Source organism: Blautia sp. MSJ-9, from assembly GCF_018919065.1.
GTDB lineage: Bacteria > Bacillota > Clostridia > Lachnospirales > Lachnospiraceae > Blautia_A.
In genome coordinates this window covers 103,427-122,158 of sequence record NZ_JAHLQG010000034.1, presented here as the reverse complement: position 1 = coordinate 122,158, position 18,732 = coordinate 103,427, and the positions used below count along the sequence as shown (strand labels likewise).

14 protein-coding genes are annotated in these 18,732 nt (G+C 43.5%); 11 read left to right on the top strand and 3 right to left on the bottom strand.

Annotated elements, in window-relative coordinates; genetic code table 11:
* Window positions 1–224: 224 nt before the first annotated feature.
* The 5 genes from KQI87_RS09630 to KQI87_RS09610 all read left to right on the top strand — a co-directional run bounded on the left by KQI87_RS09630 (window position 225) and on the right by KQI87_RS09610 (window position 7,208).
* Window positions 225–1,067, top strand: a complete 843-nt coding sequence (locus KQI87_RS09630) for a sugar phosphate isomerase/epimerase family protein (RefSeq protein ID WP_216459953.1) — start codon at window positions 225–227, stop codon at window positions 1,065–1,067.
* A gap of 125 nt (window positions 1,068–1,192) precedes the next feature.
* Window positions 1,193–3,118 (top strand): oxidoreductase, encoded by a 1,926-nt coding sequence (locus KQI87_RS09625; protein WP_118331293.1) that lies wholly within the window; start codon window positions 1,193–1,195, stop codon window positions 3,116–3,118.
* Between the two features lie 151 nt (window positions 3,119–3,269).
* Entirely contained in the window at window positions 3,270–4,154 is an 885-nt protein-coding gene (aroE, locus tag KQI87_RS09620; protein ID WP_216459952.1) for a shikimate dehydrogenase, read from the top strand.
* A gap of 176 nt (window positions 4,155–4,330) precedes the next feature.
* Entirely contained in the window at window positions 4,331–5,539 is a 1,209-nt protein-coding gene (locus KQI87_RS09615) for an MFS transporter (protein ID WP_216459951.1), read from the top strand.
* Window positions 5,540–5,822: 283 nt separating this feature from the next.
* Window positions 5,823–7,208, top strand: coding sequence for a hypothetical protein (locus KQI87_RS09610; RefSeq protein ID WP_216459950.1), 1,386 nt, complete (start codon window positions 5,823–5,825; stop codon window positions 7,206–7,208).
* A 227-nt stretch (window positions 7,209–7,435) separates the two neighbouring features.
* Here KQI87_RS09610 and aroD read toward each other — a convergent pair whose 3' ends face one another.
* From aroD to KQI87_RS09595, 3 genes are all read right to left on the bottom strand, one after another.
* The gene (gene aroD / locus KQI87_RS09605; RefSeq protein WP_216459949.1) at window positions 7,436–8,197 is read right to left on the bottom strand and encodes a type I 3-dehydroquinate dehydratase; all 762 of its coding nucleotides are present in this window, start codon (window positions 8,195–8,197) and stop codon (window positions 7,436–7,438) included.
* A 178-nt stretch (window positions 8,198–8,375) separates the two neighbouring features.
* On the bottom strand, window positions 8,376–9,254 hold the full coding sequence (locus KQI87_RS09600; protein ID WP_216459948.1) for a shikimate dehydrogenase: 879 nt from the start codon (window positions 9,252–9,254) through the stop codon (window positions 8,376–8,378).
* Between the two features lie 205 nt (window positions 9,255–9,459).
* Window positions 9,460–11,460, bottom strand: a complete 2,001-nt coding sequence (locus tag KQI87_RS09595; RefSeq protein ID WP_216459947.1) for an oxidoreductase — start codon at window positions 11,458–11,460, stop codon at window positions 9,460–9,462.
* Between the two features lie 458 nt (window positions 11,461–11,918).
* On the opposite strand from KQI87_RS09595, the gene KQI87_RS09590 reads away from it, so the two are divergent.
* From KQI87_RS09590 to KQI87_RS09565, 6 genes are all read left to right on the top strand, one after another.
* Window positions 11,919–13,355: an acyl-CoA carboxylase subunit beta gene (locus tag KQI87_RS09590; protein ID WP_216459946.1), complete on the top strand. Its 1,437-nt coding sequence runs from the start codon at window positions 11,919–11,921 to the stop codon at window positions 13,353–13,355.
* Between the two features lie 14 nt (window positions 13,356–13,369).
* A complete protein-coding gene (locus KQI87_RS09585) occupies window positions 13,370–14,125 on the top strand; it encodes an OadG family transporter subunit (protein WP_253292447.1) in 756 nt (251 codons plus the stop codon).
* A 99-nt stretch (window positions 14,126–14,224) separates the two neighbouring features.
* Window positions 14,225–14,593 (top strand): biotin/lipoyl-containing protein, encoded by a 369-nt coding sequence (locus tag KQI87_RS09580; protein ID WP_022381146.1) that lies wholly within the window; start codon window positions 14,225–14,227, stop codon window positions 14,591–14,593.
* Between the two features lie 16 nt (window positions 14,594–14,609).
* Entirely contained in the window at window positions 14,610–15,758 is a 1,149-nt protein-coding gene (locus KQI87_RS09575; RefSeq protein ID WP_216459945.1) for a sodium ion-translocating decarboxylase subunit beta, read from the top strand.
* A 90-nt stretch (window positions 15,759–15,848) separates the two neighbouring features.
* Window positions 15,849–17,261: an oxaloacetate decarboxylase subunit alpha gene (locus KQI87_RS09570; protein ID WP_119233585.1), complete on the top strand. Its 1,413-nt coding sequence runs from the start codon at window positions 15,849–15,851 to the stop codon at window positions 17,259–17,261.
* Window positions 17,262–17,349: 88 nt separating this feature from the next.
* Window positions 17,350–18,702, top strand: a complete 1,353-nt coding sequence (locus KQI87_RS09565) for an NAD(P)/FAD-dependent oxidoreductase (protein WP_216459944.1) — start codon at window positions 17,350–17,352, stop codon at window positions 18,700–18,702.
* The last annotated feature ends 30 nt before the right edge of the window (window positions 18,703–18,732 follow it).

Below are 18,732 nucleotides of genomic sequence, written 5' to 3'. Positions count from 1 at the left end.
GTCTTGAAAAACTATAATTATAGTCACTTTTGCACAAATAACCCTCGCTGTATTTGTCATATAAGTATATTATATCACAATGTATTGAAAAAATCTATGGATTCGCATGGTAGAACTAATTTGTTTTATATTTAACAAAGTTATATAATACTTATATCAAAAAGATACAAAATAATTCCGAAATAAACAAAAAAATTATGCGATTTTATCAGGAGGACAAAAAGATGTCAAAAGAATTTCCAATTACTATCAGTTCCTGGACACTGGGAGATCAGTGCAAATTTGAAGACAGAGTGATCGCTGCAAAGAACGCAGGATACGAAGGAATCGGTCTTCGTGCAGAAACTTATGTAGACGCACTGAATGAGGGACTTTTTGACAAGGACATTCTTGCTATTCTGGACAAACACGGTATGAAAGTAACAGAAGTTGAGTACATCGTACAGTGGGCAGAAGAGCACAGATCTTATGAGCAGAAATACAAAGAACAGCTCTGCTTCCATATGTGTGAATTATTTGACGTAAAACAGATCAACTGTGGTCTGATGGAAAACTACTCCGTAGAATATACTGCTCAGAAGTTAAGAGAATTATGCCAGAGAGCAGGAAAATACATCATCGGTGTTGAGCCAATGCCATACAGCGGAATCCCGGATATGAAAAAAGGCTGGGCAGTTGTAAAAGCAGCTGATTGTGAGAACGCAAAACTGATCATGGATACATGGCACTGGGTAAGAGCAAACCAGCCGATCGATCTTTCCGTACTCGAAGACATTCCGGCAGACAAGATCGTATCCATCCAGATCAACGATGTATGGGAAAGACCATACGCAACAACAATCTTAAGAGACGAATCCATGCATGACCGTCTTGCTCCTGGAACAGGAATCGGATGCACAGCAGACTTCGTTAAGATGGTAAAAGCAAAAGGAATCAGACCAAACGCGATCGGCGTAGAAGTTATCAGCGATGCGATCCTTGCAAAAGGACTGGAATATGCTGCAAACCATACTTACGAGAACACAAAGAAAGTACTTGAAGAGGCATGGCCGGAAGTTCTTCAGTAAGTATCCGACAGATATATAAGGAGCAGGCAGAAACCTCCACGCCTGCCTGTTCCAAACAGAAATACCGAACAATATAAAACGTAACAGTATACAAATAAGAATCCGAAAGAAAAGGAGAACGCCACATGAAATTTAATGCAATGTTTCAGCCGATCAACATCGGACCAATGACAGTAAAGAACCGTTTCGTAGTTCCGCCAATGGGAAACAACTTTGCAAACACAGACGGAAGCATGAGTGAACAGTCCGCAGCTTATTATCGTGAAAGAGCAAAAGGCGGCTTCGGTCTGATCACAATCGAAGCAACAGTAGTACATAAAGGCGCAAAGGGCGGCCCTCGCAAGCCATGCCTTTATGATGACTCCACAATCGAAAGCTTCCGCAAGGTAGTAGATGCCTGTCATGCAGAGGGAGCAAAGGTTTCCGTACAGCTTCAGAATGCAGGTCCTGAAGGAAATGCAAAGAACGCAGGTGCACCGATCGAGGCAGCTACAAGCATTCCGTCAGACTGTGGAAGAGATACACCAAAGGAAGTTACGACTGAAGAAGTTTATGAACTGGTAAAAGGCTATGGCCTCGCAGCAAAGAGAGCCATGGAAGCAGGCGTAGATGCAGTTGAGATCCATATGGCACACGGCTATCTGGTAAGCACCTTCCTTTCTCCGAGAACAAACAAGAGACTGGACGAATTTGGTGGTTCCTTTGAGAACAGAATGCGTTTCTCCCGTCTGATCATCGAAGAAGTAAAGAAGATGACAGAAGGAAAGATCGCAGTTCTTGCAAGAATCAACAGCTGTGATGAGGTACCGGGCGGTCTTGATGTGCATGACAGTGCTGCGATTGCCGCATATCTGGAAGGATGCGGACTGGATGCCATCCATGTATCCAGAGCTGTTCATATCCGCGATGAATTCATGTGGGCACCGACAGTGACACACGGCGGTTTCTCCGCTTCTCAGGTAGAAGAGATCAAACGTGCCGTATCTATCCCAGTGATTACAGTGGGACGTTATACAGAACCGCAGTTTGCGGAATTAATGGTAAAAGAAGGACGCTGTGACCTGGTTGCATTCGGACGTCAGAGCCTTGCAGATCCTTATATGCCATTAAAAGCACAGGAAGAAAGACTGGAGGATATGATCCCATGTATCGCATGTCTTCAGGGCTGCGTGGCAAACATGTATGCAGGAAACCCTGTATGCTGCCTTGTAAACCCATTCCTCGGACATGAAGCTGAGGGCATCGCTCCTGCAGAAAAAGCCAAGAAAGTAATGGTAATCGGCGGCGGTGTTGCAGGTCTTTGCGCTGCATTTATCGCACAGGAAAAAGGTCATCAGGTAACACTTTATGAAGCAAGTGATAAACTTGGCGGAAACATGCGTCTTGCTGCTTATCCTCCGGGAAAAGGCGACATCACAAACATGATCCGCAGTTATATCGTACGCTGCCAGAAAGCAGGTGTAACAATCAAAATGAATCAGGAAGTAACTCTGGATCTTATCAGGGAAGAGAAACCAGACAGCGTAATTGTTGCTTCCGGTTCCAGAACACTGATCCTTCCAATCGAAGGTATCGACAATCCTGCAATTATCCATGGTTCTGATCTCCTTGACGGCAAGAGAGCAGCAGGAAAGAAAGTCCTTGTTGTAGGCGGCGGAATGGTAGGATGTGAAACAGCAGCATTCCTCGGTGAGCAGAATCATGATGTAACAGTTATTGAGTTCAGAGACACTGTAGGTGCAGATGTGATCCACGAGCATAGAGTTTACCTGATGAAAGATTTCGAAGATTACAAGATCAAAGAGATCACAGGTGCAAAGGTATGCAAATTCTATGAGGACGGCGTAGAGTACGAGACAGCAGATGGACAGAGACATGAGTCCAGAGGCTATGATTCTGTGATCCTCTCCATGGGATTCAGAAACTACAACCCATTCGGCGAAGAAATCAAAGCCATCGTACCCGATACCTACGTGATCGGCGATGCCACCCGCGCAAGAAGAGCACTTGATGCTACAAAAGAAGCGTATGAGGTAGCTTCTGCGTTATAATTTATTCATTTTATAGTTGCAGTTAAGAGGCGCTGTATGATATTATCAGCGGACAGCAGCTTGAAAATGATTTTACAAATGAGAAATATCCGGGTACATATATAAAATGTATCCGGATGCTGATAAAAATATTTCAGGAGGCAAACAGGAAATGGAACAGAGAATCAAAGGAACAACAGGATTAATGGCACTCATCGGAAGCCCGGTAGGACACTCAGGATCACCGGCAATGTACAACTTCAGCTTCCGTTATCACAACCTTGACTATGCTTACATGGCATTTGACATCAAGGAAGACCAGGTTCCGGCTGCTCTGGATGCAATCCGTCTTTTCAAAATGAGAGGCGCAAACGTAACAATGCCATGCAAGAACGAAGTTGCAAAACACATGGATGAACTTTCACCTGCAGCAAGAATCATCGGTGCAGTTAACACAATCGTTAATGAAGACGGCAAATTAGTAGGACATATCACAGACGGTATCGGATTTGTCCGCAACTTAAAAGAACATGGTGTTGATGTAAAATGCAAAAAAATGGTAGTTCTCGGTGCAGGCGGTGCTGCAACAGCAATTCAGGTACAGTGCGCATTAGACGGAGCAGAATCCATTTCCATTTTCAATCCGAAAGATCCATTCTTTGCACGTGCAGAGTCCACAGCAGAGAAACTGAAAAAAGAAACACCAAGTTGCAAAGTCCAGGTATTTGATCTGGCAGATGAGGCAAAACTGAAAGAAGAGGTTGCAAACGCAGACATTCTTGTTAATGCAACACTTGCAGGTATGAAGCCTCATGAAGAACTCACTCTGATCAAAGACAAATCCATGTTCCGTCCTGACCTTGTGGTAGCAGATGTTGTTTACAATCCTGCTGAAACAAGAATGGTAAAAGAAGCCAAAGAAGCAGGCTGCAAGCTCGCGATCGGCGGAAAAGGAATGCTGTTATGGCAGGGTGCGGCAGCTTACAAACTTTACACAGGACTGGAAATGCCGACTGCAGAATATCAGAAATTCCAGGAAGAAAACGAAAACAAATAATAATAACTGTTCAGGAATTTCATAGCTGCCGTTCCAAATGTATGGAAAGTCATTTTGGCTAATCATATATTGGCCGGTGTATATCAGAATTTTAGAATGTCCATATCAAAATACTATATGGATAGCAGACTGTGGAATAACTGAAATATTACATTCAAAACGTAGGAGACCCAAAAATGAAACAGAAAACAAATAAAATGCTCATTTTCACCTCTCTTGCAGCATATTTCACCTATTTCATCCATGGAATCGGTGCTTCTATCCTTGGACAGTACAAACCAGAGTTTGCTGCTGCCTGGGGTGCGAAAACCCTTGCCGATGGAACTCTGGATGTAAGTATGGTCGTATCCGTAATCGCGGCACTTGGACTGGGACGCCTGATTTCCCTTCCGTTCTCCGGTCCTCTGTCTGATAAACACGGACGTAAGCTCAGTGGAATCATCGGTGTGCTCTGCTATGTGGCATACTTTTTCGGGATGGCGAATTCCACATCTATGGCAATGGGATATGCATTTGCAGTGATCGGTGGAATTGCAAACTCTTTCCTTGACACCTGTGTAAGTCCGACCTGTATGGAAATCTACGTAAACAATCCGTCAGTAGCGAACCTGTTTACGAAATTTTCCATTTGTCTGAGCCAGTTCCTGCTTCCGTTCCTGATCGGTATTGTTGCATCCGCGAATATGTCATATAAGACAATTTTTATTGTAGCAGGTATCGCAATCTTCATTGACGGAATCCTGATCCTGATCCTTCCTTTCCCTAAAAGAGAGAAAGCAGCGCAGACAAAAGCTGATAAGAAGAAATCCGGACACAAAATTTCTCCTGCAGCGATTGCGTCAATCCTTATTGGATTTACAAGTTCTTCCACATTTATGCTGTGGCTGAACTGCAATCAGGAGCTTGCTCGTTCCTATGGAATGTCAGATCCGTCCAAGATCCAGTCTTTGTATGCACTGGGAACAGCAACTGCAGTTCTCGCAACCGCAGCCTTTATTAAGAAGGGCTTAAAAGAGATCAATGTACTGATCATTTATCCGCTGATCTCTACCATTATGCTTGCACTTTGCTACTTTATCCAGGCACCGTTTATCTGTCTGGTGGGCGGTTTTGTCATCGGTTATGCAGGTGCCGGCGGTGTACTTCAGCTGGCAACTTCTACTACAGCAGAGTTCTTCCCTGAGAACAAGGGAACAGCTACTTCTCTGGTAATGATCGCATCCAGTATCGCGAACTACACAATATTAAGCCTTGCCGGATACATTACCAAAGTAGGTGGAAGCGGTGCACCGAGAATGATTCTGCTTTTGAATATGGCAGTGACCATCTGTGGCATCTTACTTGCGCTGTTTGTAAAGAAGAACCGAAATAAACAGACAGTATAAAAAATATTTGTGAAAACAAAATAACAAGTCAGAATTCCATGAATCAATAAAGTCCAATCCAATTGAGAATATGTTGAAAAGTAGATAGCTTCAAGTTCTTTTCTAATTGGATTGGATTTTATTAAAACCTGGATTGTTTAAAAATTAACAAAAAAGATAGAGAATATAGAGAAAAACATAGAAATAATCTAACAATTTAACCGAAAAGTGCGGAGCAGTTTTTGGTTATGAGCAAGTAGCGAAGCGGATGATTTTATCCGCTTGATTGAAAAGGAGAATTTGTATGGCACATACGAGAACACAAAGAAGAGAAAATGAATTGCCCTACATCCCCTTTGGACCATTTCAGATAAGACTTCCATTTATTCATTATAAGATAGAATCTGTTGAGTTCATTCAGGGTCTGATTCTGGGCGTAACAGCCCTGGCTGCTGTTCCTTATCTGGAACAGTATCTTGGGCTTCCTTATGAGCTGGCATGGAGCTGTGTGATCATTGAGACATTTCTTTACCTGCTGCACAGCCTGCTGGGTGATCCGGTGGTACCGGGATGGATCACACCGACACTGCCGTTGACCATCGTATTTCTCGAAGGTTTCCCTATGGGAAAAGAACGAATACAGGCAATGATTGCACTGCAGATGCTGGTAGGTCTTGTATTCATATTTATGGGTATCACAAAGCTGGCGGACAAATTTGTTCATGCAGTCCCGGACTCTGTCAAAGGTGGAATTCTTCTTGCTGCACCTGTCACTGTTATGGCAGGACAACTCGGTGAAGGCGGAAACATGCACAAATATCCTCTGGCGATCGTTGCAGGTGTAGGCTTGCTGATTCTGATCAGTTTCTCAGACAAATATCAGGAGAAGAGAAAGACAAATAGATTCCTTGATCTTGTAGCAAGATACGGCAACCTGTTCCCATATCTTCTTGCGATGATAGTAGGACTTCTGGTTGGTGAACTGGATGCACCGGGACTGGAGATCGGAACCTTTATCCGTCTTCCGCATTTTCGTGAAGTAATTGATCAGGTAAGCATTTTTGGAGTCGGTATTCCGCCGGTATCTATGTTTGTAAAAGCTTTGCCGCTGGCACTGGTATGCTATCTGATTGCATTTGGCGATTTTGTTACAACAGAGACTCTGGTAACAGAGGCAAGACAGGCGCGTGATGATGAGTATATTGATTTCAATTCCAGCCGTTCTAATCTGGTCAGCGGTCTGAGAAACCTGATCCTGTCCATTATCGCACCATTTCCACCACTTTCCGGTCCATTATGGGTTGGAATGACTGTATCTGTATCCATGCGTTACAGAGAAGGAAAGAAAGCAATGAAATCCCTTCTGGGTGGAATGTCCTCTTTCCGTCTGGCGACATTCTTAAGTGTTATGATCGTTCCGGTAGTAAGCTTCTTCCGTCCGATCTTCGGTGTTGGATCATCCATTACTCTGATGTTCCAGGCGTTTGTATGTGCAAGGATCGGTATGGACTACTGCAAGAGCGACAGAGACAAAATGATCGCAGGCGTAATGGCAGCAGTCCTTGCCACACAGGGAAGCGCATGGGCATCTGCATGGGCACTTGCAGTTGGATTTGGACTGAACATTTTCCTGTCCAACTGGAATCCGTTTGAGAAGAAAGCAGAACAGAAAGAAAATTCTAAATCATAAAGTAAAAGAAGGGTAGTTTCTACACATTGTAGAAATTATCCTTCTTTTATATCTATGGATAAGTATGTTGGTATGAACATGAAAAAAATTATGTATATTGAAAGCCCCTGTCGGAAAATGACAGGGGCTTTGCACGGAGATTTTCATCAAAAAATTTTAAGGAGTATTATTTTGATCAAATATTTATTGACATTTCATCAGGATAACGACCGAAGTTATCTGACAAATTATAGGCTGCTGTGAATGATATCCAGCACCTGTTTTAATTCATTTACACCGATCTGCCCCGGAGCGGAAGCTTTGGAGACAGCGCCGAAAGTGAGAGCGGAGCCGAATGTCTCACCTGTCAGACGGCTGACAACACCTGTTCCTGCCATGGACATGGTAATGATCGGGCGGTCTGCATATTTCTCAGACATTTCCAGAGTAGCGGAGAGGAGTGTAAGGACATCCTGTTTACAGGTAGGCATAACTGCCATTTTCGGAATATCTGCGCCGAAATCCTGCATCATGCGAAGACGTCTGATGATCTCGTCTTTCTCCGGAGTCTTAAAGAAATCATGGTTGGAAGCAATTACCTTTACACCAGCTTCATGAGCAGCATCGATGATGGTCTTAACAACGTCATCACCTGTAAATGCTTCTACATCGATCAAATCTACGTAACCGCTCTGAGCAGCTGCGATATTTAAAGCAGCATAATTGCTTACAGAAATTTCTTTCTCACCGCCCTCTTTAGAAGTACGGAAGGTAAGCAGAACCGGAATATCTTTTAAGACTTCCTGAAGCTCTTTCGCGGTTTCTAATACTTTTTCAGTAGTAAAGACATCATCGAACCAGTCAACACGCCACTCAACCACATCAACCGGGAGAGCAGTGATCTTTTTTGCCTCTTCGAGAATGTCTGTTTTTGTTTTTCCAACGATCGGAACGCAGATCTTTGGTCTGCCTTCACCGATCACAATGTTTTTTACCTGAACTGTGTTCATTTTCTTATCCTCATATTTCTTATCATATTAAGAATAACCGCATACACATGAAAAGCAAACTGCAGGACATGTACATCTTTGCGCGGAGTTATATATTCAGTACATCTCCTGCACTATGCCGAAAAGCGGTATATATCAAATATCACGAGGCAGCCAATTAGCTGCATGATATGATATATCAGTCATCATAGGAGATGTGAAGAATCTCTTTCATATGTTCGATAGGCATCGGTTCGCCTGTCCATAACTCAAATGCAGCAGAACCCTGGAATAACATCATTCCCAGACCGTTCATAGTCTTGCATCCCACTTCTTTAGCCATGGAACGCATCTTTGTTTCCAGTGGAGAGTAAGGAACATCTACAACGATCAGTTCAGGACGGAAATAGGATTTGTCCGGAACAACGGACTGTCCTTCTAATGGTTTCATTCCAACACCTGTAGCATTTACAAAAATGTAGCTGTCGTCCATTTCAGCTTTCAGTTTGTCGAGGTCTGCCAGATCATAAAGAACTGCATGGCAGGATGTCTTTGTATTGATCTTCTCTACTGTGGACACTGCACGATCCCAGAATTCATCCTTGCGGTTGAAGATTGTGATCTCAGCAACACCGTCCAAAGCAGCCTGGATTTCAATAGCAGTAGCAGCACCGCCTGCACCGACGATTGTCATTTTCTTTCCAATTACATCGATATCGTTGTCTTTCAGAGCGGACATAAATCCGATACCATCTGTGATGTGACCTGTAAGATGACCGTTGTCGTTTACGATAGTGTTAACTGCACCGCATAATTCAGCTGCAGGAGAGAGCTCATCCAGATATTTTCCAACCAGAGTTTTGTTTGGCATGGAAACATTGGAACCTCTCATTTTCAGTGTACGGATCGCTTTTACTGCATCTTCGATTTCGTCCGCACCAACCTCGAATGCGAGGTAAGCGTAGTCATACCCGAGTTTTGCAAAAGCCTCATTCTGCATTGCAGGAGAGCTGGAGTGACGGATCGGGTAAGCCATCAGACCGATTAATTCAGTATGTCCGGTAATTCTTTCTGCCATTATAATAGCCCCTTTCGTGATTCGTTGTAAAGGTCTGCTTTTATTTTTGCAAGATCTTTTTGGCGTTCATTGTATATCTGTGTACAGATAAAACAATGAAAAGTATACATTTAAAATGATATCATTTTATTCATAAAGTGAACAAAACTATACTACGTATGTTCACTTTATGAACAATATCAGGATATCAGATTTTACAAATTGTTTACTGAAGATATCCCATCTGAGTCAGAGTGCTGATAATATTTCTTCCTTCCATAGTTCCGTCGATGATTCTTCTTGCACGTTTGCTGTCACCGATGTTCAGGATTTCTACATCCTCAGAAGCAAATGCCTGAGAAAGTTCACTGTAAAGCTGTCCCTGAGCTCTCATGCCGAGGCATACAAAGCCATAGTCAAATGGAAGTTCACGTTCGCCCTCTGCGTCTTTTACAAGGAAAGAGCTGTCCTTTACTTCCTGAAGAGCAGTCTTTGTAAGCTGAGCTACATTATGTTTCTTCATCTGGTCTTTCATATCGTTCTTTGTAACAGGATCCAGGTCACGTCCGATCTGATCCATCATCTCCACGATAGAGATCTCAGCATTTCTTGCTGCAAAGAATTCCACAACATCAAGACCAACAGCACCGCCGCCTACAACAACAACTTTCTTGTCTGTCATATCTTCAGGATAGTCATTGATATGATTGATCATTCCAAGGATAGAAGTAACTTTGCCGCCTTCTTTGTCGATACGGTCATGGAGACCTTTAATCGGAGGAAGCAGAGGAGCGGAACCAGTGGAACTTACGATCAGGTCTGGATGGAATTTGCGGATATTTTCCGGTGTTCCTTCTGTATTCTTGAAGATGTAAAGGTTGTCAAGATGCTCTGCTCTGTGGATCAGGTAGTTCGGGAAGTCAGCCAGACGTTTCTTTGCAGGGATCCTAGAAATAACAGAAGCAAGACCACCAAGAGTTTCGCCTTTTTCCAGAAGGAAAGTGTTACAGCCTACTTCAGCGGCTGTACAGGCAGCTTCCAGTCCGGCAGTACCGCCGCCGATAACTACAACGTTACAATTTTTATTTACTTTCTGGTTCTTATAAACATCACCCTCAAGTACGGCTGGATTTACGGTACAGCGGATCGGGCGGTTGAAACCGATTCTGTTTCCTGCACATCCGATGTTACATGAGATACATTTGCGAAGATCACATTCTTTACCTGCAGCAACTTTATTTACCCATGCAGGCTCTGCGATAAGCCCACGTCCCATACCAATCAGGTCTGCATCGCCATCAGCAAGAATCTGCTCAGCAACCTTAGGGTCACGGATATTGCCCATGGAAATACATGGTTTGCCAAATTTTTCTTTGACAGCTTTCGGCATGTAGGAACGCCAGCCGTCTTTCATATAGTTTGCATCAATCTGGTACTGGATAGAACCATTTAAACCACAGGAAACGTCGAAGATATCTACTTCATCCTGTACATACTCCAGATATTTCAGAGTATCCTCCAAAGTATTGCCCCCTTCCATCAGTTCATCTGCACTGAGACGAAGCATGATCGGGAAGAAAGGTCCAACCTGTTTTCTTACTCCTTCGATGACCATACGGCAAAAACGAGTTCTGTTTTCTACAGATCCGCCGAATTCATCAGTACGTTTGTTTGTAAGAGGGGAGAGGAACTGGCTGATCAGGTAGGAATGTCCTGCATGGATTTCTACTGCGTCAAAACCTGCAGCCTGTGCTCTTTTTGCAGCTTCTCCATATTTCTTTACAATGTGATGAATCTCTTCAACAGTTAACGGACGCGGGATTTCGCCGCCTTCCTTGGATGGAACATCAGATGCGGAAACCGGCTGCATATTTGTACGTGCGGAAACTGCGGAAGCACCTGCGTGATTAATCTGGATCGCGATGCATGTGCCGTATTTATGGATCTCTTCACAGAATTTGTAAAGACGAGGCAGATAGTTGTCATGGTCAATACGAAGCTGAGTAGTTCCGTTAGAACCCTGCGGAGAATCTACACTTGCGTTCTCTACGATGATCAGACCAGTGCCGCCTTTGGCACGTTCTTTATAATAATTAATATGAAGAAAGCTCATCTCGCCGTTCTGCTCACCGTAATTGGTTCCCATAGGCATCATAACTACACGGTTTTTAATAGTCATATTTTTTACAGTAAGCGGGCTGAAAATATGCTGATAATTGCTTTTCATTACGTTTTTCCTCCTGAAATTTTTACTGGATTTCTTTGATATGTTAATTATATAACAGAGTCATTCATAAATCTAATTGATAATATCTGCGATATAATAAAATTAATCTATGGTTGCAAAAAGAAAATCAGGTAGACCGGAGATATGGATTTTTATCAAGTGGATATTTGCAATTGAAGCAGAGGACTTACTTGACCGAAGTCAGACAAACAGAAAAGACGTTCAGAGTATCATATCGGATGATCATATCAGACAAGTAATAGGATTTGGACTTATATAATAGGAAGGAATACACAGAAAAACAGCATACGAAAAAATTTAACAAATTTTTCTGCCATATTTTTAACAAAAAAGACAAAAAATTATTGAAATATCCTTCCAAAAAAGGTAAAATTAAAATCGGCTAAATTTTTGGGTTAACTTTTAAATATTCTCATAAAGATGGAGGGCAAACAAGAATGAGTAATGCAACACAAAGCTTAGCAGGCACAAGAATTACTTCTTTGCTTGACGCAAACAGTTTTGTCGAAATCGGCCAGGGCGTAACAGCCAGATCCACAGATTTCAACATGACTGCAAACAAAGCACCATCTGACGGTGTAATTACCGGATATGGTGTAATCGATGACAAACTGGTTTACGTATACAGCCAGGATGCATCTGTATTAAACGGTACTGTTGGCGAAATGCATGCCAAGAAGATCACAAGACTTTATGATCTTGCTATGAAAACAGGCGCTCCGGTTATCGGACTTGTTGACTGTGCAGGTATCCGTCTTCAGGAAGCGACAGATGCGCTGGAAGCTTTTGGACAGATCTATCTGAAACAGACACTGGCATCAGGCGTAGTTCCGCAGATCACAGCAATCTTTGGAACATGCGGCGGCGGTATGGCAGTTATCCCGTCCCTGACAGATTTCACATTCATGGAATCTAAAAAAGGAAAAATGTTCATCAACACACCAAACGCGCTGGAAGGCAACAATGCAGATAAATGCGATACAGCAGCTGCTGATTTCCAGAGCAAAGAAACAGGTCTGATCGATGGCGTTGGTACAGAAGAAGAGGTTCTTGGCCAGATCCGCTCTTTAGTATCACTCCTTCCTTCTAATAATGAAGACACAGACAATTACACAGAGTGTACAGATGATCTGAATCGTGTATGCGCAGAACTTGCAAACTGTGCAGGTGATACAGCAATCGCACTTTCCCAGATCGCTGACAACGGCGAATTCTTTGAGACAAAAGCAAACTATGCTAAAGACATGGTTACAGGATTTATCCGCTTAAACGGAGCTACTGTAGGTGCTGTAGCAAACAGAAGCGAAGTTTACGATGCTGAAGGTAAGAAAGTAGAAGAATTCGATGGAAGCATCTCTGCAAGAGGCGCAAGAAAAGCAGCAGATTTTGTGAAATTCTGCGACGCTTTTGATATCCCGGTTCTTACACTTACTAATGCAACAGGCTTCATGGCAACTGTATGCAGCGAGAAGATGATGGCGAAATCTGTAGGTGAACTGGTAGCTGCATTTGCAGATGCAACAGTTCCGAAGGTAAACGTGATCATCGGCAAAGCTTACGGTACAGCATATGTAGCAATGAACAGCAAATCTATCGGTGCAGACCTTGTATATGCATGGGACAATGCAGAGATTGGCATGATGGATGCATCCCTTGCAGCTAAGATCATGTATGCAGATGCAGATGCTGCTGAATTAAATGAAAAAGCTGCTCAGTACAGAGAGCTTCAGAACGGTGTTGTTTCCGCAGCAGCAAGAGGCTATGTTGATACTGTGATCAGCCCGGCTGACACAAGAAAATATGTAATCGGTGCATTTGAGATGCTGTTCACAAAGAGGGAAGATCGTCCGTCTAAGAAACACGGAACGGTTTAAGCGAGGTGACGCATATGAAGACAATCAAAAAAATAACTTCTGTCTGCATGGCACTTCTCGTAATGGCAGCACTGATCATTGGCAGTACTTCTATGGTATTTGCTGCTGACGAAGTTGATGATTCTGTAAAGAACTCTCTGGTAACCACAACAGAGGGTCTGACAGATGAGATCATTGGATTCAGTGATGAAGAAATCGAAAGTTACCTGGACTCAACAAATGAGTTTACTGCAAGTGCAATGCAGTCCTGGAACTCTGCCAGAGATGAACTTGGCGCAAAGAAAGAAAACAATGGCGAAACTACTGTAACCTTAAAGGATGATCAGTATATAGTTACAGTTCCTGTTAAATTTGAGAAAGCAGATGCAAATTTTGTATATGTTTTCGATGCAACAGGAACACCGACTTCTCTGTCTGTAGATGTACAGTATGGTCTTGGAAAAACTCTTCAGAGAGCTGGTCTTAACACTCTGATGGGTATCGGAACTGTATTCGTAATGCTGGTTTTATTAAGCCTTCTGATTTCTCTGTTTAAATTTATTCCGAATCCGGAAGCAAAGAAAGCAGCAGAAGCAAAAGCAGCCAAAGCTGCAAAAGAAGCTGAGGCGGCAGCAATCGCAGCAGCGGCTCCTGTACAGGCAGAAGAGAACCTTGCAGATGACGGAGAACTGGTAGCTGTTATCGCAGCAGCAATTGCAGCAGCAGAAGGAACTACAACAGACGGATTCGTAGTTCGTTCCATCCGTAAAGCGAAAAGAAGCAGAAGATAATAAAAAGTGAAAGATTTATTACTGTTCTATTTAATATTTTCAGAACGTGTCACATCGAACGTAGTGAGCAGTAACATTATCATTTAGGAGGATTTTAAAATGAAAAGCTATACAATTACAGTAAACGGTACAGCATATGAAGTAACTGTTGAAGAAACAGGCAGCGTATCTGCTCCTGCAGCAGCTCCAAAAGCAGCTCCTAAGGCAGCTCCTGCAGCAGCACCGAAAGCAGCAGCTCCTGCAGCAGGCGCAGGTGCAGTTAAAGTAACTGCTTCCGTACCAGGAAAAGTTGTTAAAGTAGCAGCAAGTGTTGGACAGGCAGTAAAAGCCGGAGACAGCGTAATTATTCTTGAATCCATGAAAATGGAAATCCCTGTAGTAGCTCCTCAGGATGGTACTATCGCAAGCATTGATGTTGCAGAAGGTGCCTCTGTAGAAAACGGAGATACTTTAGCAACAATGAACTAAGACGGGAGGTAGTCAAATGTCTTATGTAACAGAAACATTGTCCAACCTGATTCACCAGACAGCATTCTTCAATCTGACATGGGGCAATTACCTGATGATCGCAGTAGCCTGCGTATTCCTTTACCTTGCTATCAAGAAAGGATTCGAGCCGCTTCTGCTTGTTCCTATCGCATTTGGTATGCTGCTTGTAAATATCTATCCGGACATTATGGCAAATCCGGAAGATATGTCCAACGGTGTAGGTGGACTTCTTCATTATTTCTACATCCTTGATGAGTGGAGTATCTTACCATCCCTGATCTTCATGGGTGTAGGTGCCATGACAGACTTCGGTCCGCTTATCGCAAACCCGATCAGCTTCCTGATGGGTGCGGCAGCACAGCTTGGTATCTATGCAGCTTACTTCCTTGCAATCTTCCTTGGATTCAACGGAAAAGCAGCAGCAGCAATCTCCATCATCGGTGGTGCTGACGGCCCGACATCTATCTTCCTTGCAGGTAAACTTGGACAGACAAGCCTGATGGGACCGATCGCAGTAGCAGCATATTCTTATATGTCACTGGTTCCGATCATTCAGCCGCCTATCATGAAGCTCTGCACAACTGAGAAAGAACGTAAGATCAAAATGGATCAGCTTCGCCCGGTTTCCAAACTGGAGAAGATCCTGTTCCCGATCGTTATCACGATCGTTGTGTGTCTGATCCTGCCTACAACAGCTCCTCTGGTTGGTATGCTTATGCTTGGTAACCTCTTCAGAGAGTGCGGCGTTGTAAAACAGCTGACAGAAACAGCTTCCAATGCCCTGATGTATATCGTAGTTATCCTTTTGGGTACATCCGTTGGTGCTTCCACAAGTGCAGAAGCATTCTTAAACGTAGATACTCTGAAGATCGTAGTTTTAGGTCTTGTTGCATTCGCAATCGGTACATTCGGTGGATGTATGCTTGGTAAACTGCTTTGCAAACTGACTCATGGACGTATCAACCCGCTGATCGGTTCTGCAGGTGTATCCGCAGTACCTATGGCAGCCCGTGTATCCCAGAAAGTCGGTGCAGAGGCAGATCCTACAAACTTCCTTCTGATGCACGCAATGGGTCCGAACGTTGCCGGTGTTATCGGTACAGCCGTAGCAGCCGGAACATTCATGGCTATTTTCGGCGTTTAATTGAATCAATCGTTTTCCTGTTTTTACCGCATACTGCGGTAACAGCGGGAGAATTTTCGGATTTTTAGAACTATATAAGGAGATTTTATAATGGCAGAATTAGAGAAAAAACCTGTTAAAATTGTGGAAACCATTCTCCGTGATGCTCATCAGTCTCAGATCGCAACACGTATGACCACAGAACAGATGCTTCCGATCGTAGATAAACTTGATAAAGTTGGCTATCACGCAGTAGAGTGCTGGGGTGGTGCAACATTCGATGCATCCCTTCGTTTCCTTCACGAAGATCCATGGGAAAGACTTCGTAAATTACGTGACGGCTTCAAGAACACAAAACTTCAGATGCTCTTCCGTGGACAGAACATCCTTGGATACCGTCCATACGCAGATGACGTTGTAGAATATTTCGTACAGAAATCTGCTGCAAACGGAATCGACATCATCCGTATTTTTGACTGCCTCAATGACCTTCGTAACCTGCAGACAGCTGTAAGCGCTGCAAACAAAGAGAAGGCTCATGCACAGGTAGCTCTTTCCTATACATTAGGAGATGCTTACACACTGGAATACTGGACGGACATTGCAAAACGTATCGAAGATATGGGCGCTGATTCCATCTGTATCAAAGATATGGCAGGTCTTCTCCTTCCAAACAAAGCTACAGAGCTTGTAACAGCATTAAAAGAAACAGTTAAGATCCCGATCGACCTTCATACACATTACACATCCGGTGTAGCTTCCATGACTTACTTAAAAGCAGTAGAAGCTGGTGTAGATATCATCGATACAGCAATGTCTCCATTCGCACTGGGAACATCCCAGCCTGCAACAGAAGTTATGGTTGAGACATTTAAGGGAACACCATATGATACAGGATTTGACCAGAAACTTCTTTCTGAGATCGCTGACTACTTCCGTCCGATCCGTGACGAAGCTCTTGACAGCGGACTGCTCAATCCGAAGAACCTTGGTGTTAACATCAAGACTTTACTGTACCAGGTACCGGGCGGTATGCTCTCCAACCTGACTTCCCAGTTAAAAGAACAGCACGCAGAAGACAAATTCTACGATGTTCTTGAGGAAGTTCCGCGTGTACGTAAAGACCTCGGCGAGCCGCCACTTGTAACTCCGTCTTCACAGATCGTTGGTACACAGGCTGTATTCAACGTACTTATGGGCGAGAGATACAAAATGGTTACAAAAGAAACAAAGGATATCCTGTTAGGAAAATACGGCGCAACTGTAAAACCGTTTAATCCGGAAGTACAGAAGAAGTGCATCGGCGATGAGAAACCGATCACATGCCGTCCTGCAGACCTTCTTGACAATGAGCTTGAAAAACTCGAAAGTGAAATGGCTCAGTACAAAGAACAGGATGAAGACGTATTAACATACGCGCTGTTCCCACAGGTGGCTATGGACTTCTTCAAATATCGTCAGGCTCAGAAAACAAAAGTTGACGAAAAAGCAGCTGACAAAAAGAACGGAGCTTATCCGGTTTAATTAAATATGTCCAAACGAGAAAAAGGAGCTTGCGCAGGCAGGCTCCTTTGCGTTATTATAGAGGAATGTAATATTAGGAGGACATTCCATGAGTAAAGTTTTGATCATCGGCGGCGGAGCTGCCGGCATGATGGCGGGAGTTTTCGCAGCCCGCAACCATCATGAAGTTCATATATTAGAAAAAAACGAGAAACTCGGTAAGAAAGTATTCATCACAGGAAAAGGCAGATGCAACGTAGCTAATGCCTGCGACACAGAAGAACTTTTCCTGGCAGTAATGAGTAACCCGAAGTTCCTCTACAGTGGATTCTATTCATTTGGTCCACAGGACGTCATGAATTTCTTTGAAGAAGCAGGCGTCCCTCTGAAAGTAGAAAGAGGAAACCGTGTTTTTCCACAATCTGACCATTCCTCAGATATCATCCGTGCCCTGGAACGGGAACTGAAGAAAGCAGGAGCAAAGATTCATCTGCATACAGCTGTAAAAGAAATCGTAAAAGAATCTGCAGCAGACAGCGAAACAGAGAATAAGTCAGAAAGTAATTCAGGAAACAACTCAACAGACGTAGCAACTGCTAAATTAAAAAATAAGGCAGAAAAGGCTGATGGTAAAGAAAAAGAGAAGATTACAGGAGTAATTCTTGAAGATGGTACCTTCATGGAAGGTGATGCAGTCATCGTGGCTACCGGTGGATTCTCCTATCAGAGTACAGGCTCCACAGGAGACGGATACCGCTTTGCAAAGGAACTGGGACTGAAAGTCACAGACATCAGCCCATCTCTGGTTCCATTAAAGACAAAAGAAGACTATATCCCGAAACTTCAGGGTCTTTCTCTGAAGAACACGGGACTTACCATAAAGAACGGCAAGAAAGTACTGTATGAAGATTTCGGTGAAATGATGTTTACTCACTTCGGAGTTACAGGTCCGATGATCCTGTCTGCCAGTGCTCACATCGGCGCAAAACTGGCAAAAGCTCCAAATGGTGAAATGTCCGCATATCTGGATCTCAAACCGGCTCTTACAAAAGAACAGCTTGATGCCAGAATCCTGCGTGAATTCGAAGCAGGACAGAACAAACAGTTCAAGAACGTCATCGGCGTACTTTTCCCATCGTCTTTGACACCAGTTATGCTGGAGCTGGGTGGAATCCCGGCAGATAAGAAAATCCATGACATCTCCAGAGAAGAACGCCAGCACTTTATTGACCTCATAAAGGCATTCCCGTTTACCATCACAGGAATGGGTGAGTTCAAAGAAGCCATCATCACCAAAGGTGGCGTTTCCGTAAAAGAGATTAACCCTGGAACCATGGAATCAAAGAAAATCTCAGGTCTTTACTTCGCAGGCGAAGTGCTGGATCTGGATGCAGTGACAGGTGGATATAACTTACAGATTGCCTGGTCAACCGCATATCTGGCAGCGCAGGCGATACAATAATCGATGATCGTTACTCTGTTCACATGATAC